We start from the raw sequence: 20,841 nt of genomic DNA on the forward strand, positions 1-20,841 counted from the left end.
CACCGCTCACTTCCCCTCAACTCACCGGCATCCGCACAGCCGCAGCGCCCCGGCGACCGCGTCCAGCGCGGGACGGCTCGCCTCCGGTGGACTGTTGTTGGACATCAGCGCGAAGGTGAGGACCCGGCCGTCGACGTCGACGACATATCCGGTCAACACGCTGGCGACCGAGAGAGTTCCCGTCTTGGCCCGCACCCAACCCGCGCCGGTCCGGTCCCCCGAGGCGTACCGGTCCGAGAGCGTGCCGGTGGCGCCGGCGACGGGCAGGTCGTCGAGCATGGGCCGCAACTGCGGCTTGGTGTCGCCGGCCGCGGCCGTGAGCGTCTCGTTGAGGAGCCGGGCGGGAATGCGGTTGTCGACGGACAGGCCGCTGCCGTCGTGCAGGGTGAGCCCGTCCATCCCGAAACCGGCGTCGTACAGCGTCTGCGAGATGGACGCGGTGGCACCCGCGAACGATCGTTCGGCGTTCTTCGCGCCCGCGACCTCGCGGGCGATGGCCTCGGCGAGCACGTTGTCCGACTTGCGCATCATCTGACCGAGCCGGTCGCGCAGCGGCGCCGACAGCACGCTCGCGACGGGGGCGGCACCGGATTCGGCCTTGCCGAGGGTGACACGGGCGGGGTCGATGCCGAGGGCCTGCGCCAGGACGCGGCCGGCGTCGAGCGCGGGGGTGGCGCTGCGCGGCGACTCGTCGGCGAGCGGCGAGATCCGGCCACCGTCGATCATGAGCGGTTCGGTGGGCGCGATGTAGCCGGCGGCGACGTCGTCGGGCATCCAGCCCTGTGCCATCGTCGGGCCGGTGTACGCGCTGGTGTCGACGACGATGCTGTCCACCGGCGCGCCCGCGCGCTGGATCTGCTCGACGAGGTCCGCGATGCGCGGTGCCCCCGGGTAGTAGCCCGGCTGCCCTGCCGGCTGCGCGGTGAGCGTCGGGTCGCCGTCGCCGACGAGGACGATCTCACCGGGCCGCGAGCCCTGCACCACCTGCGTCGCGACCCGGTGGTCGGCGGGCAGCGCGAGCATCGCGGCGGCCGCGGTGAGGATCTTGGTGGTCGATGCCGGCGTCATCGGGGTGTCCGGGTTCTGGCTCCACAGCACGTTGCCGGTGAGGGCGTCGGCGACGGAACCGGTGAACGCGCCGAGCGCGGGGTTGGCCACGACCGGCGCGAGGGCCGCCGCCAGTGCCTGCGGCGTCGGCATCGGGGCGTCGTCGGACAGCGGCGCCACCTGCGGTGTCGCGCTGATGGGCGACGGCTCCGGGGGCGCGGCGACCACGTCCTCGGCGGCGGTGGCGGTCCCGCGCTGCATCACCACGATCGTGGTGCCGGCGGCGGCGAGGACGAGCACAGCCGCCAACGCCATCAGGATCCGGATATTTCGGCGTCGACGCCCCGCCAGGGTGCCGATCTTCTTCTTTCCCTCGCCCGCCAACATCCCTCCGGGTTCTCGCTCCACCGACTTCTCGGACTACTCAGACCGTTTCGCGCGAGGGGCCGACCAAGTGCCCGGCACCTGCACAACACAGTATCGCCGACCCGCTACCCTTTTCCCGAACCGTCTACCGAGGCGGCAGCCGCAGACAGGACAGTGAGGACAAGACGTGGAGTTCGACGTCACCATCGAAATCCCCAAGGGCCAGCGCAACAAGTACGAGGTCGATCACGAGACCGGCCGCGTGAAGCTGGACCGCTACCTCTACACCTCCTTCGGCTACCCCGCCGACTACGGCTACATCGAGAACACCCTCGGCGAGGACGGCGATCCGCTGGACGCGATGGTGCTGCTGCCCGAGTCCGTGTTCCCCGGCGTCATCGTCGAGGCTCGCCCGGTCGGCATGTTCAAGATGGTCGACGAGGCCGGCGGCGACGACAAGGTGCTGTGTGTCCCCGCGGGTGACCCGCGCTGGGATCACATCCAGGACCTGGCCGACGTCGCGCAGTTCGAACTGGACGCGATCAAGCACTTCTTCGTGCACTACAAGGATCTCGAGCCGAACAAGCACGTCACGGGCGCCGACTGGGTCGGTCGCGCCGAGGCGGAGAAGGTCATCGCGGAGGCCGTCGAGCGTCTGAAGGCGAACGGCGGACACTGAAGTAACCACCGGTGAAGGTGTGGGATCACGTTCGTGGTCCCACACCTTCGCTGTTTCCGGGGGTGTCCCCGGCCCCCACTACCATTCGCCGGGTGACCGGTTACGACGATCTCGACATGTTCGGTGGCCTCGACGCCTCCACCCTGCCGCCCCGCCGGCAACGGATCCTGCTGACGATCCGGGACTGGGTCGACGCGTACGGGTGCCCGCCGAGTACCCGTGAGATCGCGGACGCGGTGGGACTGCGTTCGACGTCGACGGTGTCCAAGCATCTGCGGATCCTCGAGGACAGCGGTTTCCTGCGCCGCGGCGGGGCGATGACCCGCCAGCTGGACGTGCGCCCCTTCCTCGCCGGTTCCGCGCCGGGACGGGCGACGGAGAACACGGTGGCGGTTCCCGTCGTCGGTGACATCGCGGCCGGCGCACCGATTCTCGCGGAGGAGCACGCCGACGAGGTACTGGCCCTGCCGCGTGAGCTCGTCGGCTCCGGCACCGTGTTCGCGCTGCGGGTGCGCGGCGAGTCCATGGTCGACGCCGCGATCTGCGACGGCGACACCGTCGTGGTGCGCCGCCAGGACGAGGCCCATTCCGGCGAGATCGTCGCCGCGATGATCGACGGCGAGGCCACAGTGAAAGTGCTGCGCCGACGGAACGGCCACGTGTACCTCGAGCCCCGCAACCCCGCCTACGAGGTCATCGACGGCGACGAGGCCGTCATCCTCGGCAAGGTGGTGTCGGTGATGCGGCGGATCTGATCCCGCTACGCACGCGAACGAACGTCCCTCGGCTCGACTTCGCGCGCTGCGCTCGCAAATCTCGACCGCGAGTTGCGGCCGACGTCCCGGATGCGCCCTCGGTATTTGGCCACTTTCGGCTATCTCTCCTGATTGCCACTTATGCCCTCCGATTTGCCCTGTTATGGTGCGAATTTGCAGTGGGCGACTATCCGGTTTTGCCTGCTTCCGAGTGGTGCCGCCGCTACGTCCGCCTGCTGGTGGTCACCGTTCACCACTCTCATACGAAGGAACCGATCTCGATGCTGCTCGCCGCCCCGGCCTCACCACACGGTGGGGACGCTCCGCCCCGACACTCGACCGGCCGCCGCGCGCCCCGATTCCGGCGTACGGTCCTGACGGCTCTCGCCGCGACCGGTATCGCCGTGGCGCTGGCCGCTCCCGCGGCCGCGGCCCCGGTCGGGGTCCCGGTCCCGCCCGGCGGCCAGGTGATCGCCTGGGGATACAACTACGACGGGCAGACCGCCGTGCCGACGCCGCCTACCGGGCAGACCTACACCGCGATCGCCGCCGGCCTCTACCATTCCCTCGCGTTGACCTCCGCCGGGCAGGTGGCCGCCTGGGGAAACAACGACAACGGGCAGGTGGCCCCCGAGGGCGACAACGGTCAGAACGCCGTGCCGGCCCCGCCGGCCGGGCAGACCTACACCGCCGTCGCCGCCGGCGGCTCCCATTCCCTCGCGTTGACCTCCGCCGGTCAGGTGATCGCCTGGGGAGACTACAAGGGTCAGACCGCCGTGCCGGCCCCGCCGGCCGGGCAGACCTACACCGCGATCGCCGCCGGCGGCTTCCATTCCCTCGCACTGACCTCCGCCGGACAGGTGATCGCCTGGGGATACACCAACGAGGGTCAGACCGCCGTGYCGGCGCCGCCGGCCGGGCAGACCTACACCGCGATCGCCGCCGGCTACTCCCATTCGCTGGCACTGACCTCCGCCGGGCAGGTGATCGCCTGGGGATACAACTACGAGGGTCAGACCGCCGTGCCGGCGCCGCCGGCCGGGCAGACCTACACCGCGATCGCCGCCGGCCGCTCCCATTCCCTCGCGTTGACCTCCGCCGGACAGGTGATCGCCTGGGGAAGCAACGAATTCAAGCAGACCGCCGTGCCGGCCCCGCCGGCCGGGCAGACCTACACCGCGATCGCCGCTGGCCGCGCCCATTCCGTCGCGTTGACCTCCGCCGGACAGGTGATCGGCTGGGGAAACAACGCCTACGAGGTGTCCGTCGTGCCGGCGCCGCCTATCGGGCAGACCTACACCGCCGTCGCCGCCGGCGGCTTCCATTCCCTCGCGCTCGCGTCGGTCACCTCCGAATCCTCGGCAACCGGCTCCCTCGGCCCGATCTTCGGATCCTGACCGGCTCCCACCACACCACCAACTCTGTGGCCGCCCACCCTGCGGGGTGGGCGGCCACGAGTGTCACAAACAGCGAGTGACCTCGAAGACATTCACCGACAAGCAACTTCCCATCGGCCGATCAGCGAAACCGCCTGCCCGGTAGCGTTCGCATTGGTTTCCAGTTTCTCCAGACCAATCCACGGAGACGGTGTTGAAGGGACGGTGAGCGTGCAGTCGCCACGGAAGCAGGGGCTGACAACTCTCGTGGTCGTTGCGGCAGTCGTGGTCCTCACCGCCGTGACGATCGGAGCGTGGAAGTACCAGTCCAAGGACACGTCCACCGCCACCAACAAACAGATCAACCACCCCGCGGCGCAGATCAATCACCCCGCGGCGAGCGCTGAACCACGCAGGGCATGTGCCCCCGGCGCCTCCGAAGGCGATGGACCCGCAGCCGCCGGCACAGCGCAGCGATTGACGGACGTCATGCAGCGCGCAGGAGAGTTGCTGCGCGTCCGCGGCGCCGCGTGGGGACGGCAGGTCGCTACCGGTACACAATTGTCCGCCAGCGAGGCGTTCGAGCTCGCGGCATCGGTTCCAGGTGATGCAACGGCCGTGGAGATGGAATGGCTTCGTCAAGCACAGCGGGACGGTGTGTACGACGACCCGAACAGATCGCTTGAGACGATCGTTCGACACATCGAGTCGACGACCATCACGGACGGTGATCTCCTCGACCATCTGGGGCAGAACTGGCCGGCGATCGTCAACACGGTCGGGGATGTCGCGGCTATCGGGTTCGACGACTACGTCGACCAGGTTCGCGCCTCCCCGCCGATGAGGTCCGCCGCTGCCCTCGACCTCCGTTCGCAGTTGCGGGTCAAGGCCGTCGCGTCCGGTCTGAAGGAGCAATGGGACCGGTCCCAGGAACTGGTCGGGGTCTACTTCCAGGAGTGCAGCAGCGATGCCGCGATGCGGCGGGACGATTCGCTGACCCGCTCGGTGCAACCGAACGAGAACCTCCACCCGGACGATGCCGCACTACTCGAACTGGAAGAACCTTCCCTCGACGATGAGTGATCTGACTTCGCCATCCCACAGTATCGACTCGATAACAAAGGGCTCCGCGAAATCAGCAGCGAATCCCTGGCCAACACCCCGTTGTGGACATCGTCCATGACCCAAGAGCGCAGCTCAACGGACCAGTGCCGCCGCAGGCTAAAGATATCGTTCGTTCTTCGACCTCGGTCAGCGAGCGTCGAACACGACAGTCTGTGCAGGAGAACTCGGAGAGTAGAAAGGAAAGGTGGGAAGACAGGCAACCGTCGTGCTCTACGTGCTCGCGCTGGTAGCCGTAGTGGTTGTTAGTGGACGTCCTGTTCTTCAGGCACCATTTCTGGGGGCGGTTGATGGTGAATGTCGGGATCGTCCTGGTGTTCACGGCGTTCTATCTGAGATTCCTGCAGCGTTCATGAACGAAGGAGTGCTGGCAGGTTTCCGTGATCTCGCCGGCTCTCACTGGAACGCATCAGTTCTGGGACGCACCGCACACAACTTCCACGACGACGGTGAGGTCATCCATCCAGCCCAGCTTGCGGTCGGCATGTCGAGCGCAGAACCCTTTGTCGGCGAGTCGAATTCGTTGTTACGCCCGATATCGGTCCAACCGTATCGAACTCGATTACGCACAAGTCCCTGTCGGTCGCCGGGCCTGCTGTCCAGCGATCTGGTGGATGGAGATGCCGCGGACGTCATGGGCACACGTCAGCCGATGTCGGATCGTGCCTCGTCGATGCCCGACTTCTGACGCAGCGGCACCTCGCGCCAGATCAGGATCAGCACCAGCGACGCGACGGCGAGGACGACGATCGGCGGGTAGACCGTCTCGAACGCGGTCGCGAAGCCGTCCTTGAACGGTGCGGCGAGCGTCGGATTCAGTTGCTCGATGAACGACGTGTCGTTCATCGCGGCTTGTGCGGCGGTCGGGTCTCCGCTCATGAGGCCGCGCGCGATCCCGGCTTCGACGGGGTTGGCACTGTTCACCCCGGCCGCGACGGCCTGCTGGAACTCGGGCGACTGGGCAGCGTCGTGCAGTTGGGTGGTGATCGCCGGCGTCAGTTGGGCGAACAGGATCGACAGGAACAGCGCGACGCCCAGTGTGCCGCCGATCTGTCGGAAGAACGTGGCGGCTGCGGTCGAGACGCCCATGTCCTTGGGCGGCAACGCATTCTGGATCGCGAGGGTCAGCGGCTGCAGCAGATTACCGAGGCCCAGGCCGAGCACGAAGATGAACACCATGAACACCGGCAGGCTGGTCTGCGCGGTCACGGTGTGCAGCAGCAGGGCTGCGACGGCGATCAGCACGGCGCCGACGATCGTGAAGATCCGGTAGCGGCCGGTTCTGGCGATCAGCTGACCGGACAGGATCGATCCGAGCGCTATGCCCAGCACGGCGGGCAGCATCTGGAAGCCGGCCATCGTCGGACTCGACCCCTTCACCACCTGCAGGAACTGCGGGATCACGGTGATGGCACCGAACATCACGGCACCGACCAGGAAGCTGATGAGCACGCCGAGGGCGAAGGTCTGGCCGCGGAAGAAGTGCAGCGGGAACAGCGCAGCGTCGCGCATGGCGTATTCGACGGCGACGAATCCGAGTACGCCGACGACGCCGATTCCGTAACAGATCAGGGCCTTCTCGCTGCTCCAGCCCCAGGTGCGCCCCTGCTCGGCGACCACCAGCAGCGGCACCAGCCCGATCGCGAGGACCAGCGCACCCCACCAGTCGATCCGCATCATGCGGTGCACGGGTGGCAGGTGCAGGACCCGCCACACCACCGCGAGCGCGACCAGTCCGATCGGCACGTTGACCAGGAACACCCACCGCCAGCCCGCGATCCCGAGGATCTCGTCCTGCCCCGCGAGCACGCCGCCGATCACCGGCCCGAGCACGCTCGACGTGCCGAACACCGCCAGGAAGTAGCCCTGGTATTTCGCGCGTTCGCGCGGTGGGACGATGTCGCCGACGATGGCCAGCGCCAGCGAGAACAGGCCGCCGGCACCGAGTCCCTGAATTGCCCGGAACACCGCCAGCATGTACATCGACTGCGCGAACGTGCACAGGATCGACCCGATCACGAACAGAACGATCGCGGCCATGAAGTACGGCTTGCGCCCGTGGATGTCGGAGAGCTTCCCGTACAGCGGGGTGACCAGGGTCGCGGTGATGAGATAGGCGGTGGTCACCCACGCCTGCAGCGCATACCCGTCGAGGTCGTCGGCGATGGTGCGCATCGCGGTGGCGACCACGGTCTGGTCGAGCGCCGCGAGGAACATTCCGAGCAGCAGGCCACTGAGGATCGCCAGGATCTGGCGGTGCGTGAACGTGACCTGCTGCCCGGAACCCTCCGGCGCGACGGCGGACTCGACGTCCCGATCAGAATCCTGAGGTTCCTCGGCCATGTCGGTCCCTCGCCGTCGCTCTCACAACTGCAGTGGCAAACGCCTTTCGAGCCTAGCGACCCTTGAACTCGGGCGGACGCTTCTGGAACACCGCCGTGATGGCCTCGGTCAGGTCTTCCGACGGCAGGAAGGCCGCATTCCACGCGGCCACGTAACGCAGGCTGTCGTTCACCGCCGCGGAACGGCCGTGGTCGAGCACGTCCTTGACGCCGTGCACCACGAGCGGCGGGTTCGCCGCGATGTCGGCGGCGGTCGCGTGAGCCGCGGCCAGGACCGCGTCGGCGTCCTCGAACACGTCGTTGACCAGACCGATCTTCTCCGCGCGGGCGGCGTCGATGTCCTTGCCGGTCAGCGCGAGCTCACGCAGGTGCCCGTCACCGATGATCGCGGGCAGGCGGGCGAAACTGCCCATGTCGGCGACGATGGCCACCTTGACCTCGCGGATGCTGAACTTGGCGTCGGCGCTCGCGTATCGGATGTCGGCGGCCGAGATCAGGTCGACGCCGCCGCCGATGCACCAGCCCTGGATCGCGGCGACGACGGGCTTGCGGCAGTCCGCGACGGCGTTGATGCCGGACTGCATCCGCTTGATGAGGTTGTGGAAATCGGTACGAGGTCCGGCCTGGGCCTTGTCGGCGAGGACGGCGCCGAAGCCGCCGCTCATCGCGGGCAGGTCCAGGCCGAAGGAGAAGTGCTTACCAGATCCGGCGAGCACGACGGCACGGACCTCGGGGTCGGCGTCGAGTTCGGCAAAGATGTCGGGCAGTTCCTCCCAGAAGTCCGGGCCCATCGCATTGCCCTTGCCGGGGCCGATGAGCGTCACCTGGGCGACGTGGTCCTTGCGCTCGACTGTGAACGCCTTCCAGCTCTGCTTTTCCGTCATTACTCGAGAGTAACCTTTGCGGCTCGGGCAGGCGAAGACCCGGTCGTCAGGGGGCAACCGGGTAGTGGCTGGTGATCGCGACCCTGTTCCACGCATTCATCACGACGGCGAGCCAGCTGACCGCCGACGCCTGCTCGGCGGTCAGGGATCCGTCGTCCCACGTACGTGTGTCCGGGACCGAGAGCCGGGTGACCTGTTCCGCCAGGGCCAGGGCGGCGCGCTCCCGCGCACTGAAGTACTGCGACTCCCACCACGCCGCCACGACCGCCAGACGATCGCTGGTCTCCCCCTTCGAGATGGCGTCGCGGGTGTGCATGCGCAGACAGAACGCGCAGCCGTTGATCTGCGAGACGCGGATCTTGACCAGTTCGGCCAGCAGCTGGTCCAGCCCCGACTCCTGCACGGCCGTTTCGGCCCGCGCGTTCAAGGCGCCCAACTGCTTGTACGCGTCCGGGTGCTGCTTGCTGAGGTTCACGGAGCTCATGCGGATTCCTTTCGACGCAGGCACGTCCGACGGGGTCGTTACCGATGTGGCCCTTCCCGATGTCTCACGATATTCAGAATGTTGCCGTCCGGTGCTCGGACGAAGAATCTGCGAACTCCCCACGGCTCGGTGGTCAGCGGGTACACGATCTCGTAACCGTGCTCCTGCGCTTCCGCGTATGCCGCGTCCACGTCGTCGATGTGAACCGATACGACCGAATCCTCAGGAGCGGAAGCATCTTTCGTGACGAGCTGGACGCTCGCCCCGGTGCCCGGCGCGGTGCAACGAGCGACCCAGCCCATGTCGAATTCCTCGGTGCTCGACCCGAGGTAGTCCGTGTAGAAGCGTTTGGCAGCATCGACGTCGGGCACACGAAGATTGGCGGTGATACGGGTGACGCGCATGAAGTCCTCCTGCCCCAGGCGTGGACGGACGCATTCGATTCTCCCCGTTCGAGGGAACCGGTGCGCCCGACTCGTGATTCCTCTGTCGGTGCCCGCCTGAAGAACTACCGGGGCAAGGCGCACGAAGGAGGCAGATCGGTCTTGGGCAAGCTTGTGAGAGGTCGAATCCCGGAGATCATCCGTTCGAACGGAGAGACGCCGGTGGTGCGGCAACTGACCGCAGCTCGGAATCGCCGCGTTCCACGGTTTCGACCTCGATGACATCCTGCGCATCGCAGCAAGCAAGCGCACCGCGCGATTTGGTTTCGCCGAGTGGACCCGGCTGGACCAGACCGGCGGTTCGATCGTCACCGAATCCGCACAATCCGGTGCGACTCGTTAATTGTGTGCAAACATCAGCGCCGACCGGCCGGTTCCCGCCCGCGAACGGCGGATGATCGAACTGCCCGCACGGGCACGTCCGCGACGCCGAGCGGAGGATGCGCATGCTGATGCACCAGGGAATCGGCCTGGACCGGTTCAACGACCTGCCGCGCCGACGCGCGGTGCACGCACTGTTCGAGTGCTGTTCCAGCCTGCCGTGGTCGGCCCGCCTGGCCGACGGCCGCGCGTATGCCACGCACACCGATCTGCTGAGCCGAGCGGAGAAGGAACTGCGAATCCTGCCCGAGCAGGAGATCCAGCAGGTCCTGCAGGGCCACCCCCGGATCGGGTCCCGGGCCCGGAGCCTGCAGTCGTATCGGGAGCAGTGCGCGGTGTGGGTCGAGGACGCGGCCTCGATGGGCATGCTCGACGAGGCCGGTTCCGCGTACGAGGAGCGGTTCGGGTTCCGGTACGTCTGGTGCGCCGACGGCCGGGACGGGCGCGCACTGCTGGCGAATCTCACGGCCCGGATGAGCCACGATCTCGAGACCGAGCGTGATGTCCGCACCGCGGAGCTCGCGACGATCACCCGCACGCGGCTCGAACGGATGCTCGGACCGGAGGGCGGGTTCCCGGACTACTGACGACGGGTGGCCCGGGCGACGGCGCCGGCGAACAGCGCGGTCACGGCGGCGCCCATCGCGCGCTGGTCCACTTCCTCGGGATCGACGGAGTGCTCGAGGACCAGGCCGGAGATGAGCGCCATCAACGAGATCGCGGTGGTCCGCACGTCGAGGTCGACGCCCCACTCGCGGGCGCGGTCGCCGATCAGTTCGACGAGTTTGCCGCGCAGATAACGGCGTTCGCGTAGATAGGCCTGTTTGATGTTCGGGTCGCGGCCCGCTTGGACCCCGAACTCGAGGACCAGCAGCGACCATCCCGGATCCGCGATGAGGGCCGACGCCACCTCCGCGCCGCCCTTGCCCACCGCGTCGGCGGGGTCGAGTCCGGAGATCTCGGCGAGGACCCGGCCGGCGAGTTCGAGGGACCGCTGTGCGAACAGCTCCGCGAACAGGTCCTGCTTGGACTCGAAGTTCGAGTACACCGCGCCCTTCGTGAACCCTGCCCGACGCGCGATCTCGGCGAGGCGGGCGGCGGCGAAGCCGCGTTCGGCGAACTCGTCGGCGGCCGCGTCCAGAATGCGTCCGCGCACCACATCCCGGGCCGGACGCGCCGTTGCGGCCACCTCGTCTTGACGACTACCAGTCACGATACCTACGGTATTCAATACCCGCGGTATCGACAAGACCGCCGGGGCCCACCCAGACTTCGAGGACGCCCGTGACCACATCGACCGAGACACCGACCATCCCCGCGGCAACCGCCACGCCCCCGCCCGCGCACCGCAGCCCGCTCGAGCGGTTCGGCAGCGGCAAGGTCATGGCCGCGCTGGTCATCGGCGTCCTGGCGCTGCAGCTCGGCTTCATCCTCAGTTACGTCGCCGCGTTCCATCAGCCGACGCCACGGGACATCACGGTCGCCGTCGTCACGGCCCGCGGCATCCCGGAGGGCGTCGGACAGCAGTCGGTGGACAAGCTGAACGCGCTCGACGGACATCCGCTGGACGCACGCGTCGCGTCCGACACCTCGGAGGTCCGACGCCTGCTGCGGGACCGCGAGATCCAGGGCGCATACGTCATCGACCCGAGCGGAACGGACACCCTGATCACCGCGAGCGCCGGTGGCAGCTCGATCGCATCCGCGCTCGAGGCGGTCTTCGACCGGGTCGCGGCGGATCAGGACCGGCAGCTGGTGGTGCGCGACGAGATCCCCGTCGGCGCCCACGACAACCGCGGGCTCTCGGGCTTCTACCTGTCGATCGGCTGGGTCGTCGGCGGCTACCTGCTGGCCGCGGCGATCGGCCTCATCATCGGAGCGCCGTCGACGATGCGTCAGGCGTGGACGCACATCGCGGTCCTGTTCGGCTATTCGGTGGTGTCGGGCGCCCTGGGCGCGCTGATCACGACGCACCTGCTGGGAACGTTTGCCGGACACTGGTTCCCGCTGTGGCTGCTGGGCACGGGCGTGGTGTTCGCGACGGCGCTGTTCACGCTCGGACTGCGGGCCGCGGTGGGCATTCTCGCGGTCCCGCTCGCGATCGCGGTGTTCGTGGTGTTGGGCAATCCGAGCGCGGGTGGCGCATTCGGCGCGAACGTGATTCCCAGCTTCTACGCCGCGATCGGGCAGTGGATCACCCCCGGCGCGGGCACCGAGGGTGTGCGCAGCATCGTGTACTTCGACAACGTCGGTCTCGGCCAGCCGGCGCTCGCCCTCGCGCTGTACGCCGCGGTCGGTGCGGCGATGCTGCTCGGCTTCACCGCGCGGCGAACACGCCGGACCCGGACTTCGCTCACGCATACGCCTACCCATGCCGCGAGTTAGTCCTACCCTGAGAACATGCCCAGGCTGCTGCATCCCAATGCGGCGCACGTCGCCGACACGCTGATCGCGCGCGGACACCACGGGGTCATCGTCACCCAGCCCGCGCCGACGCACAGTGCCGCGGAGGCGGCGGAGGCGCTGGGCGTGCAACTCGGTGCCATCGTCAAGTCGCTGGTGTTCCTGCTCGACGACGAACCGGTGCTGCTGCTGGTGTCGGGGGCGCACGAGGTGGACGTGGCCGCCACGGGCGTCCGTCTGCAGGGCACGCTGTCGCGGGCCCCGCTCGACGTGGTCCGGGAGGTCACCGGCCAACCGATCGGCGGGGTCGCGCCGCTGGGGCATCCCACCAATCTGCCCACCTACCTCGACAGCGCCCTGGCCGGCCATCCGGATCTGTGGGCGGCGGCCGGGCACCCGGACACGGTCTTCCGGACCACCTTCCCGGAGTTGCTGCGGGTGACGGCGGGTCTGGCCGTCGACATGGGCCGACCGGCCGAGGACGCCGCGATGGGACACGAAAACCAGTTGCCCGCTGAGTGAGCGTAAGCATGCCTGGTCTGTGAGCCCGGCCCTATAGTGACGGCAGTCAATCAGGTCCGAATCGGAGAATGCCTTGTCACAGCACGTCGAGAATGCGCCCGACCTCACCGTCGTCCCGAGCGAGGAGGGCATCGGCAACGACGAGTACAAGGCGGCCATGCGCCGCCACCCGGCCGGCGTCACGATCGTCACCCTCGACTCGGAGTCCGGTCCGGTCGGCTTCACCGCGACGTCGTTCGCGTCGCTGTCGATGAATCCGCCGCTGATCTCGTTCAACATCGCGCTGAACTCGTCGAGCATCAACGCGCTGCAGGCCGCCGATTCGATCGTCGTGCACCTGCTGGGCGAGCACCAGCAGCACCTGTCGCAGCGCTTCTCACGCAGCGCCGACCAGCGTTTCAGCGACGAGTCACTGTGGTCCCGCCTCGAGACGGGCGAGCCGGTGCTGCACGGCACCCCGATCTGGATGCGCACCACGGTCCACCAGCTCATCCCCGCGGGCGATCACACCCTCGTGATCGGCCTGATCACCCGCATCCACAACGAGAACGACGACGAGGCCGCGGCCGCTCCGCTGCTGTACCACGAGGGCCGCTACCACCGCGCCGCACCGCTCGACTAGACGCTTCGACAGAGTTCCGGCCAGGCTCGTCCACGACGAGCCTGGCCGGAGCCGTTCACGGGCCGGAGCGTCACGCCGTTTCGGCGGCCGACCCCAGTCGGGGAAAGGGTTCGGTGGAGAACACGACCTCCACCGCCACGTCGAAGTAGGCGGCGATCCGCAACGCCAGATGCAGGCTGGGACTGTATTCGCCGCGCTCGAGGTAGCCGACGGTCTGATAGTGCACGCCGAGCGCCTCGGCCAGTTCCCGCCGCGATATCCCCCGCTCGGCGCGCAGCATCGCGATCCGGTTGTAGATGACTTCAGAAGGCACGCTGCATCGCCTTGTCCCGCCGCTCGGCCATGCTCGATCCTGATTCGTGACGCGCCATGCGTCGCAACACTACCGGCGCGATCAGCAGCCCCGCGACCGCCCAAACGCCCAGCACCGCGGCCGTCTCGAGGTGCCGCCAGGACTGGCCGATCTCGATCGCGGCCGCGTCGTCGGGCAGCAGCGCCGAACGCATGCCCAGGCCGACCCAGTAGATCGGGAACGCCTGACCCACGCCCTGGAGCCAGCCGGGCAGTGCGGTGATCGGATAGAAGATGCCCGAGATGGCGACGAGCGCCATCATCGGCATCGTCAGCAGGAAGGTGGCGCGCGGACCTTCGAGGACGCCGCCGAGGATCGCCCCGGCCGGCAGCGTGGCGAGCAGGCCGAGCAGCACCACCCAGACGAAGGTCGTCCACGCGCCCACCCCGTCCAGCGAAGACCCGCCGATGATCACCATCCCCGCCGCCATCACGATGGCCACCTGCACCAGAACCGATCCGGACGCGGAAAGGATCTTGCCGATGAAATAGCCGATCATGCCGTTGGGTGCCGCCTTGGCCCGCAGCAGTGTGCCGTCCTCCCGGTCGAGCACCAGCACGTTGGTTATCGCGAACACGCCATTGAACGCGATGATGCTGCCGATGAGGCCGGGCAGTGCCAGCTCGGCGATCGAGAGATCGCTGCCCGCGTACTCCCGGTTCCGCAGCAGGTAGAGCGCGGCGAGCGCGATCACCGGCATCGCGAACTGGCCGATGAGGTCGGGGGCGTTGGTGTACAGCTGACGGAACTCGATCCATCCACGGGTGAAACCGGCGCGGACAGCGGTACCTGTCGGTCTCATCGTGCGACCTCCGAGAGTGTGTGGACGGCGGCCTCGGCCTCGCCTGATTCCTGGCGACGGACCAGCGTCATGTAGGTGTCTTCCAACGAGGCGCGGCGCACCTCCAGGTCCTCGATTCGCTCGCCGTGCTGCTTGAACAGTTCGTGGACGAACTTCGTGGACTCGGTGGTGGTGTGGACGAAACGCTGGTCGTCGACGGTCCACCGCACCTCGGCTTCGCCGGCGATCGTGCGTGACAGTTCGTCGGCGGAACCGTCGGCGATGATGCGGCCGCCCGCCAGGATCAGGATCCGGTCGGCGATCTTCTCCGCCTCGTCGAGGTCGTGGGTGGTGAGCAGCACCGTCGTGTTCTCGAGATCGGACAGGCGGTGCACCAGGTCGTGGAAGTCCCGGCGGGCCGCGGGGTCGAAGCCCGCGGTCGGCTCGTCCATGAACAGCAGTTCCGGACGGCCCACGATGCCGATCGCCACGTCCAGCCTGCGGCGCTGACCACCGGACAGTGCGGCGACCTTCGCGTCCGCCTGCGCGGTGAGCCCGACCAGGGCGATGAGTTCGTCTGTGTCCCAGGGCTCGCGAGATCGCTCCGCGAGATAGGGGCGGTAGAACGCGCCGAGATGGTCGAGCAGTTCGTGTACCCGCCACTTGGCGTGGTCGCGCCAGGACTGGAGGACGACACCGATCCGGGATCGCCACTGTTCGTCGCCGTGTTCGGGATCGGCGCCCAGGACGGCGACGCGGCCCGCCGAGCGTCTGCGGAAGCCTTCCAGGATCTCGATCGTGGTCGTCTTGCCCGCGCCGTTGGGGCCGAGCATGACCAGCACCTCGCCGCGCCGCGCCTGGAATGCCACGTCGCGCAGAACATCGACGTCGGCGTAGCGCATTCGCAACGCGCCGACGTCGAGAACAACGTCGTTACTCAAAGCCATGAACCCTCCCCAGTCACGATCCTTCGATGATTTGTAGCATACCTACTACATTCTGCAGCGATAGTGCTTCGTCGAATCCTCTCGAAACGGGCACGAGGACGTCGAGACCCGGGACCGCACACAACATGGAGATGGGGATGGCGTGGCAGCTCTATGCCCGGGATCCGTGCCGATCCGCGATCCCGCGCAGAGACCGGCAGTAGCATTGAGCCGACCACATCCGATCCACGGGATCGAGAAGTCATGGACCTGCACCTGGCCGGCAAGACCGCCGTCGTCACGGGCGCGAGCAAGGGCATCGGGCTTGCGGTGACCACAGCCCTGGCATCCGAGGGCACTCACGTCGTCGCCGGATCACGCACTCGCACTGCGGAAATCGAGTCGCTGGAGAACGACGGCAACGTCACGTTCGTTCCGTGTGACCTGTCCACGGCCGAGGGCCCGGCGACCCTGATCGAGGCGGCCACCGAGCGCGGCGGCGTGGACATCCTCGTCAACAACGCCGGCGCCGTGACGCCGCGGACCGGCGGATTCGCGAGCATCTCCGATGAGGACTGGCTGGCATCGCTGACCCTGACGTTCCTGTCCGCGGTGCGGACCACCCGCGCCGCGCTCCCCCAACTCGTCCGGCGCGGCGGCGGGGCCGTCGTGACCGTCAGCTCGGTCAACGCGTTCCTGCCCGATCCCGGGGTGGTCGACTACTCCGCCGCGAAGGCCGCACTCACCAACTTCTGCAAATCGCTTTCCAAAGAGGTTGCCGGTCAGAAGATTCGGGTCAACACGGTCAGCCCCGGACCGGTCACCACTGCGCTGTGGCTCGCCGACGACGGGGTCGCGTCCACCGTGGCCCGGGTCAGCGGCAGCACGGCGGAGGCGGTCGTCGAGGCCGCCGCCGCAGGGTCCGAGACCGGACGCTTCACCCGCCCCGACGAGGTGGCGGATCTGGTGCTGTACCTCGCGAGCGAGAGGGCCGGCAACATCACCGGGGCCGACGTCGTCATCGACGGCGGGCTGATCAAAACGCTGTGAGCACTGGGACAATCACGGACATGGAGCGCACCTTCGACAGTCTGGTTGYCGAAGCCGAGGCCGCATCGGTCGACGGCTGGGAATTCTCCTGGCTCGACGGCCGCGCCACCGAACAGCACCCGTCGTGGGGCTATCAGCGCCTGCTGGGCGAGCGCCTCGCACGAGCGACGGCCGCACTCGATATCGAGACCGGCGGAGGGGAGGTTCTCGCGGGCGCCGGCGCGATTCCTCCGACGATGGCCGCGACGGAGTCCTGGCCGCCCAACCTCGCGAAGGCCACCGCGGTGCTGCACCCGTTGGGTGTGGTGGTGGTCGCGGCCTCGGACGAGCCACCACTACCGTTCGCGGACAACGCCTTCGATCTGGTCAGCAGCCGACATCCCAATACCGTGTCGTGGCCGGACATCGCGCGGGTGCTCGTCCCCGGCGGAACCTATCTGGCCCAGCACGTGGGCCACGAGAGCGTCTTCGAACTCGCCGAGTTCTTCCTCGGTCCGCAACCCGAGGCGCGGCGATCGAGGCATCCGGACACCGCCGCGTCCGAGGCGTGCGCCGCCGGGCTCGAGATCATGGATCTGCGTTTCGAGCGACTGCGCATGGAGTTCTTCGACATCGGAACGGTGGTCTACTTCCTACGGAAGGTGATCTGGATAGTTCCGGGCTTCACGGTCGATGCCTACCGTGACCGGTTGCGGGACCTCGACCGACACATCCGCGCGGAGGGATCGTTCGTCGCCCATTCCACCCGATTTCTCATCGAGGCCCGCAAGCCGGACTGACGGAGCGGTCTCAGGACGCGCGTGCGGGACGATGCAGCCCGAACTTGGCCAGCGCCTCGTCGGCGGTCTCGGACGCGGTGACGAGCCCGCGGCGTTCGAGCCACGGCAGCGTGCCGTCGACCACACGCTCGAGCACCCTCGGGAGTGCGAGCGGCACCAGCGTCACCCCGTCCGCGACGTCGGCGGCGTGGATGTCGGCGATCAGGCTCGCGAGGCCGTCGGCGGTCCCGATGTAGGACAACGACGTCGGCAGGTGGGGCACTCCGAGGGTCTCGTCGAGCAACGCGAGTTCGGAACGCGCGCTTCGGGAATCGACGGCAAGGAGCGTCTCGACATCGACCAGCACGGTGATGCCGTCGGGGTCGTGCCCCTCGGCGGCCACCTCGGCTCGGATCCGGGCCCGGGTCTGCTGTGCCTCACGCAGATCGGATGCCTGGACCCGGTAGACGACGGGCGGCTGCGCGGCCAGGTCGAGGTCATCGGGGCCGACGGTCAGGTCGACCCAGTAGTCGGGGCCGGTGAGCGGGACGTTGCCGGCGATACGGGCTGCGGCCGGGTGGTGTCCCGCACCGGTCAGTTCGACAGCGACGCGGAGTGGGCGACGGTGCGCGGCCGAGGAGACGGAGGCAAAGAAGTTCTCGGACATGGCAATTCCTCGCAGGAAGGCAGGTACAGGGCGCGGAGCGATCAGCGCGTACACATGCCGGACGAGGTGCGGCACAGGTCGACGTGCCGGCGGGACCATTGACCGCCCGTGTTCGTCGACTCCATGTGCGTCACGCTAGCCGTCCCTTCGCGTCCCCACCACAGTTCGAATCACGGCGATTTCGGACGTGCCGTCTACACGCACTCGGCGGCGCCGGAGGTCCGCTCGGAGAACCCGCGGGTCTCGGGGACCGGGTTCCACAGTCCGTCGGTCTTGCCGTAGTTCCAGGTCTCCTCGCCGGCGGCGAGCTGGCGGACGGCCGCGATCAGGCGCTCGACGTCGGCCGAGCTGGTGCCCAGCCCGAGGCTGGCACGCACGGCACCGCCGGCGTGGCCGATGCGGCTGAGCAGCGGGTGAGCGCAGAAACGGCCGTCGCGCACGCCGATTCCGTGTTCGGCGGACAGGAACGCGGCGATCCGGCCCGGCTCGAAGCCGTCGATCGTGAAGGTGACGATGCCGACGCTGTCCGGCGCATCCGACCACAGGCGCAGCAGGTGCACACCGTCGATCTCCGCGAGGCCGTCCACGAGGCGGGTCGACAGCACACGCTCATGCTCGACGACACGGTCGAAGTCCAAGGCGGACAGCGCGTCACACGCGGCCGCGAGCGCGGCGACACCGAGGACGTTGGGGCTGCCGGCCTCGTGGCGGGCGGGGGCGGGCGCCCAGCAGGTCTCGTCGATCGTCACCTCGCGGACGGCGCCGCCACCGGCGAGGTACGGCTGCGCGTCGTCGAGCCAGTCACGGCGGCCGACCAGTACGCCCGCACCGAAGGGTGCGTAGAGCTTGTGGCCGGAGAAGGCCAGGTAGTCGACGCCGCACTCGGCGAGGTTCACGCGGCGGTGCGGGGTCAACTGCGCGCCGTCGACGAGGATCCGGGCGCCGCAGCGGTGCGCGATGTCGGCCAGTTCGGCGATCGGCAGCACCTCACCGGTGACGTTGGAGGCCCCGGTGATCGCGAGCAGCGCGGCGGGCTTGGCGCACAGTTCGGCGACCAGGCGACGGATCGTCTCGGCGACCGTGTCGGCAGCCTCGACGATGCGGGAGTTCTTCCACGGCAACAGGTTTGCATGGTGCTCGATGTCGAGGACGACGACATCGCCGGGCACGCAGTTCGCGAGCAGGTTGAGCGAGTCGGTGGTGTTGCGGGTGAAGACGACGACCTGGTCGGTGTCGGCTCCGACAAAGCGCTCCACCGATCCGCGGGCGTTCTCGTAGGCCTCGGTGCTCACGCGGGAGGCGTAGCCGGCGCCGCGATGCACGCTTGCGTAGAAGGGCAGCAGTTCCTGGACCCGGTCGGTGACCTGCGCCAGGGCCGGCGCGCTGGCCGCGTAGTCGAAGTTCGCATAGGTGCAGGTTCCACCCCCGACAAGCGGAACCTGCAGGTCACAGCCCGACACCCGAGCAATCGGGGCGGTGGCGCAGCAGGTATCGGCAGTCAGTACAGCAGTCATCACGACATCCTTCGAGTTCAGGACTCGTCGGCGATGAGAGTTGACGCCATCGGAGTCCGCGCTTGCCGCGGCCTTGTGGCCGACAGCCTGGTCGTCACCCGGAGCACCCCACCGCGGTTGGAGGGTTGCCGACCAGCTAGCCGGGGCTTGACGCTGGTACTCGTGACCTGGCAACGAGAATGGCAGAGGCGTCCGCGCCATGTCAACCCATCGTCAACCCTTCCGGAACGAGACGGTGGTCACATCTCGCCGAGTTCGGCGAGGCGCCGTTCGAGGAATCGTCGCGACGACGCGGTCCGCGCCGAGGACGCCGCGCGCCGATACTCGGCGACGGCGTCTCGGCGCCGGCCGGAGCGGCGCAGCAGGTCGGCTCGCACCGCGGCCACCGTGTGATCGAACCCGGCCGCACCCACTCCCCCGATCTCGTCCACCGCGACGATTCCGGCCTCGGGCCCATCCCGAAATCTCACTGCGACAGCCCGATTCAGTTGCACGGCGGGGGATTGTCCGAACCCGAGGAGACGGTCGTAGGCGGCGACGATCGCAGACCAGTCGGTATCGGCGAAGGTGGGAGCGACGGCGTGTGCCGCGGCGATGGAGGCCTCGACGGTATAGCGCCCGCCACCGCCCGCGCGGGCAACGATCAAGCGCGCCAATCCTTCCGAGATCCGAGACCGATCCCATCGGCCACGGTCCTGCTCGTCGAGCGGAACGGCTTCGCCGGAACTGTCGACGCGTGCGCGGCGGCGACTGTCCTGCAGGCACATCAGGGACGTGAGCCCCCAGACCTCCGGCGCGTCGGGCATCAGTTCACACAGCAGACGACCGAGCCGCAGCGACTCGTCACACAGCTCGCCGCGCACGCTCGCATCACCTGCGGTGGCCGAATACCCTTCCGTGAAAACGAGATAGACGCATGCGAGCACGGCGGGCAGACGTTCGGGGAGCAGGCCGTCGGACGGCACCCGCAGTGGGATGCCCGCGGTCCGGATCTTCGCCTTCGCCCGACTCAGCCGCTGCCCGACGGTGGGCCCCGGCTGCATGAACGCGCGGGCGTGGTCAGCCCACACACCAGCCGCAGCGTCAGCGCCACCTGTGACGGTGCGGACAACGCCGGATGGCAACACGTGAAGATCAGCCGCAGCCGGTCGATCGCGCGGTTCCGGGCGACCGTCGTGATCCATGCCCCCGGTTTGCGGGGCGTGCCGTCGACGGGCCACGTCCGCAGCGCCTCCGTGAACGCATCCTGCACCGCGTCCTCGGCGATCTCGATGTCCCCGACCAGGCGGGCGACGGTGGCCAGCGCCCGCCCGGATTCCTCCCGGAACACGCGCGTCAGTGCCACCGTCGCCGCCTCGGAGGTCATG

General features: G+C 68.3%; 23 protein-coding genes, 1 pseudogene and 1 riboswitch. Of the genes and pseudogenes, 11 read left to right on the top strand and 13 right to left on the bottom strand.

The window, feature by feature from the left end; genetic code table 11:
* Positions 1-21 precede the first annotated feature (21 nt).
* Positions 22-1,434, bottom strand: a complete 1,413-nt coding sequence (gene dacB, locus AB4Z09_RS11580; RefSeq protein WP_114723447.1) for a D-alanyl-D-alanine carboxypeptidase/D-alanyl-D-alanine endopeptidase — start codon at positions 1,432-1,434, stop codon at positions 22-24.
* Between the two features lie 166 nt (positions 1,435-1,600).
* Between dacB and AB4Z09_RS11585 the strand changes: the two genes are divergently transcribed.
* The 5 genes from AB4Z09_RS11585 to AB4Z09_RS11605 all read left to right on the top strand — a co-directional run bounded on the left by AB4Z09_RS11585 (position 1,601) and on the right by AB4Z09_RS11605 (position 6,033).
* The gene (locus AB4Z09_RS11585) at positions 1,601-2,092 is read left to right on the top strand and encodes an inorganic diphosphatase (RefSeq protein WP_114723448.1); all 492 of its coding nucleotides are present in this window, start codon (positions 1,601-1,603) and stop codon (positions 2,090-2,092) included.
* 92 nt (positions 2,093-2,184) lie between these two features.
* Positions 2,185-2,847 carry a transcriptional repressor LexA gene (lexA, locus tag AB4Z09_RS11590; protein ID WP_114723449.1) on the top strand — a complete coding sequence of 221 codons (663 nt, stop codon included), beginning with the start codon at positions 2,185-2,187 and terminating at the stop codon, positions 2,845-2,847.
* Between the two features lie 197 nt (positions 2,848-3,044).
* Positions 3,045-4,244, top strand: a complete 1,200-nt coding sequence (locus AB4Z09_RS11595; RefSeq protein WP_442239759.1) for an RCC1 domain-containing protein — start codon at positions 3,045-3,047, stop codon at positions 4,242-4,244.
* Between the two features lie 210 nt (positions 4,245-4,454).
* Positions 4,455-5,306 carry a hypothetical protein gene (locus AB4Z09_RS11600; protein WP_442239760.1) on the top strand — a complete coding sequence of 284 codons (852 nt, stop codon included), beginning with the start codon at positions 4,455-4,457 and terminating at the stop codon, positions 5,304-5,306.
* Between the two features lie 226 nt (positions 5,307-5,532).
* Entirely contained in the window at positions 5,533-6,033 is a 501-nt protein-coding gene (locus tag AB4Z09_RS11605) for a hypothetical protein (protein WP_442239761.1), read from the top strand.
* Here AB4Z09_RS11605 and AB4Z09_RS11610 read toward each other — a convergent pair.
* Genes AB4Z09_RS11610 through AB4Z09_RS11625 form a run of 4 tightly spaced genes read right to left on the bottom strand, consistent with a single transcriptional unit; the run spans position 5,991 to position 9,459 of the window.
* Positions 5,991-7,688, bottom strand: coding sequence for an MDR family MFS transporter (locus AB4Z09_RS11610; protein WP_174907939.1), 1,698 nt, complete (start codon positions 7,686-7,688; stop codon positions 5,991-5,993). The genes AB4Z09_RS11605 and AB4Z09_RS11610 overlap by 43 nt on opposite strands.
* Before the next feature lie 52 nt (positions 7,689-7,740).
* Complete coding sequence (locus AB4Z09_RS11615) at positions 7,741-8,571, bottom strand: crotonase/enoyl-CoA hydratase family protein (RefSeq protein ID WP_114723453.1); 831 nt, start codon at positions 8,569-8,571, stop codon at positions 7,741-7,743.
* 46 nt (positions 8,572-8,617) lie between these two features.
* Positions 8,618-9,055 carry a carboxymuconolactone decarboxylase family protein gene (locus AB4Z09_RS11620; protein ID WP_174907937.1) on the bottom strand — a complete coding sequence of 146 codons (438 nt, stop codon included), beginning with the start codon at positions 9,053-9,055 and terminating at the stop codon, positions 8,618-8,620.
* A 38-nt stretch (positions 9,056-9,093) separates the two neighbouring features.
* Positions 9,094-9,459 (bottom strand): glyoxalase superfamily protein, encoded by a 366-nt coding sequence (locus AB4Z09_RS11625; protein ID WP_442239762.1) that lies wholly within the window; start codon positions 9,457-9,459, stop codon positions 9,094-9,096.
* A 485-nt stretch (positions 9,460-9,944) separates the two neighbouring features.
* Between AB4Z09_RS11625 and AB4Z09_RS11630 the strand changes: the two genes are divergently transcribed.
* Positions 9,945-10,466 carry a 2-oxo-4-hydroxy-4-carboxy-5-ureidoimidazoline decarboxylase gene (locus AB4Z09_RS11630; RefSeq protein ID WP_442239763.1) on the top strand — a complete coding sequence of 174 codons (522 nt, stop codon included), beginning with the start codon at positions 9,945-9,947 and terminating at the stop codon, positions 10,464-10,466.
* Here the strand turns inward: AB4Z09_RS11630 and AB4Z09_RS11635 are convergent.
* Positions 10,460-11,035: a TetR/AcrR family transcriptional regulator gene (locus tag AB4Z09_RS11635; RefSeq protein WP_174914395.1), complete on the bottom strand. Its 576-nt coding sequence runs from the start codon at positions 11,033-11,035 to the stop codon at positions 10,460-10,462. The two genes, AB4Z09_RS11630 and AB4Z09_RS11635, sit on opposite strands and share 7 nt — an antisense overlap.
* Positions 11,036-11,163: 128 nt before the next feature.
* Between AB4Z09_RS11635 and AB4Z09_RS11640 the strand changes: the two genes are divergently transcribed.
* The 3 genes from AB4Z09_RS11640 to AB4Z09_RS11650 all read left to right on the top strand — a co-directional run bounded on the left by AB4Z09_RS11640 (position 11,164) and on the right by AB4Z09_RS11650 (position 13,426).
* Entirely contained in the window at positions 11,164-12,264 is a 1,101-nt protein-coding gene (locus tag AB4Z09_RS11640) for a hypothetical protein (RefSeq protein ID WP_441346797.1), read from the top strand.
* Between the two features lie 15 nt (positions 12,265-12,279).
* Positions 12,280-12,804: a YbaK/EbsC family protein gene (locus AB4Z09_RS11645; protein ID WP_174907931.1), complete on the top strand. Its 525-nt coding sequence runs from the start codon at positions 12,280-12,282 to the stop codon at positions 12,802-12,804.
* Between the two features lie 73 nt (positions 12,805-12,877).
* A complete protein-coding gene (locus AB4Z09_RS11650) occupies positions 12,878-13,426 on the top strand; it encodes a flavin reductase family protein (RefSeq protein ID WP_174907929.1) in 549 nt (182 codons plus the stop codon).
* A 70-nt stretch (positions 13,427-13,496) separates the two neighbouring features.
* On the opposite strand, the gene AB4Z09_RS11655 is transcribed toward AB4Z09_RS11650, so the two are convergent.
* The 3 genes from AB4Z09_RS11655 to AB4Z09_RS11665 are packed head-to-tail and all read right to left on the bottom strand — an operon-like array spanning position 13,497 to position 15,506.
* Positions 13,497-13,739: a helix-turn-helix transcriptional regulator gene (locus AB4Z09_RS11655; RefSeq protein ID WP_174907927.1), complete on the bottom strand. Its 243-nt coding sequence runs from the start codon at positions 13,737-13,739 to the stop codon at positions 13,497-13,499.
* Positions 13,729-14,580 (bottom strand): ABC transporter permease, encoded by an 852-nt coding sequence (locus tag AB4Z09_RS11660; RefSeq protein ID WP_442239764.1) that lies wholly within the window; start codon positions 14,578-14,580, stop codon positions 13,729-13,731. The genes AB4Z09_RS11655 and AB4Z09_RS11660 overlap by 11 nt, the downstream gene beginning before the upstream one ends.
* Positions 14,577-15,506: an ABC transporter ATP-binding protein gene (locus AB4Z09_RS11665; protein ID WP_174907924.1), complete on the bottom strand. Its 930-nt coding sequence runs from the start codon at positions 15,504-15,506 to the stop codon at positions 14,577-14,579. Before AB4Z09_RS11665 ends, AB4Z09_RS11660 begins: the two co-directional genes overlap by 4 nt.
* Before the next feature lie 243 nt (positions 15,507-15,749).
* Here AB4Z09_RS11665 and AB4Z09_RS11670 point away from each other — a divergent pair, with 243 nt between their 5' ends.
* Together AB4Z09_RS11670 and AB4Z09_RS11675 are read left to right on the top strand one after the other, a co-directional pair.
* On the top strand, positions 15,750-16,535 hold the full coding sequence (locus AB4Z09_RS11670; protein ID WP_174907922.1) for an oxidoreductase: 786 nt from the start codon (positions 15,750-15,752) through the stop codon (positions 16,533-16,535).
* A 20-nt stretch (positions 16,536-16,555) separates the two neighbouring features.
* Entirely contained in the window at positions 16,556-17,314 is a 759-nt protein-coding gene (locus AB4Z09_RS11675) for a methyltransferase domain-containing protein (protein WP_442239765.1), read from the top strand.
* A gap of 10 nt (positions 17,315-17,324) precedes the next feature.
* Here the strand turns inward: AB4Z09_RS11675 and AB4Z09_RS11680 are convergent, their stop codons facing one another.
* The 4 genes and pseudogenes from AB4Z09_RS11680 to AB4Z09_RS11695 form a co-directional block, all read right to left on the bottom strand.
* Positions 17,325-17,960, bottom strand: coding sequence for a hypothetical protein (locus AB4Z09_RS11680; protein WP_442239766.1), 636 nt, complete (start codon positions 17,958-17,960; stop codon positions 17,325-17,327).
* Positions 17,961-18,001: 41 nt separating this feature from the next.
* The gene (locus tag AB4Z09_RS11685; RefSeq protein WP_368077044.1) at positions 18,002-18,085 is read right to left on the bottom strand and encodes a putative leader peptide; all 84 of its coding nucleotides are present in this window, start codon (positions 18,083-18,085) and stop codon (positions 18,002-18,004) included.
* Positions 18,086-18,154: 69 nt separating this feature from the next.
* Positions 18,155-19,474 (bottom strand): aminotransferase class V-fold PLP-dependent enzyme, encoded by a 1,320-nt coding sequence (locus tag AB4Z09_RS11690; RefSeq protein ID WP_442239767.1) that lies wholly within the window; start codon positions 19,472-19,474, stop codon positions 18,155-18,157.
* 53 nt (positions 19,475-19,527) lie between these two features.
* Positions 19,528-19,642: riboswitch (SAM riboswitch) on the bottom strand.
* Positions 19,643-19,713: 71 nt separating this feature from the next.
* Positions 19,714-20,840 (bottom strand): annotated as a pseudogene (locus tag AB4Z09_RS11695) (RNA polymerase sigma factor).
* Position 20,841: the final 1 nt, after the last annotated feature.

Source organism: Rhodococcus sp. TAF43, assembly GCF_052113525.1.
In the GTDB taxonomy this organism is placed as follows: Bacteria; Actinomycetota; Actinomycetes; order Mycobacteriales; family Mycobacteriaceae; genus Prescottella.